This is a genomic window from Massilia mucilaginosa (assembly GCF_011682145.1).
GTDB lineage: Bacteria > Pseudomonadota > Gammaproteobacteria > Burkholderiales > Burkholderiaceae_D > Telluria_A > Telluria_A mucilaginosa.
In genome coordinates, this window is record NZ_WHJH01000308.1 from 1 (window position 1) to 305 (window position 305).

1 pseudogene is annotated in these 305 nt (G+C 67.9%); it reads left to right on the plus strand.

The features are described from left to right. Nucleotides 1-305 (plus strand): annotated as a pseudogene (locus F2P45_RS34980) (selenoneine synthase SenA); the annotation flags it as partial.

Here is a 305-nt window from a genome sequence, read left to right on the forward strand (position 1 = left end):
CCGGCACGCCAGGCCGCAGCCATTGGCCGAGGCGCTCCAGAGTGCCCGAAATTATACCCTTGGCCTGTTCGACTGCTTCGCCGCCATGGGTTACGACAGCCTGGCGCGCGTGCCGCACATCGCCACCATCAATCCGCCGCTGTGGGAGCTCGGTCACACGGCATGGTTTGCCGAGTGGTTCATCCTGCGCGAAGCGACATCGAGCCACCCGGCCGACGCCGCCCGCCATTCGCTGCTCACGCGCGGCGACGACTGGTTCGATTCGAACACCGTGCCGCACCGCTCGCGCTGGACGCTCGACCTGC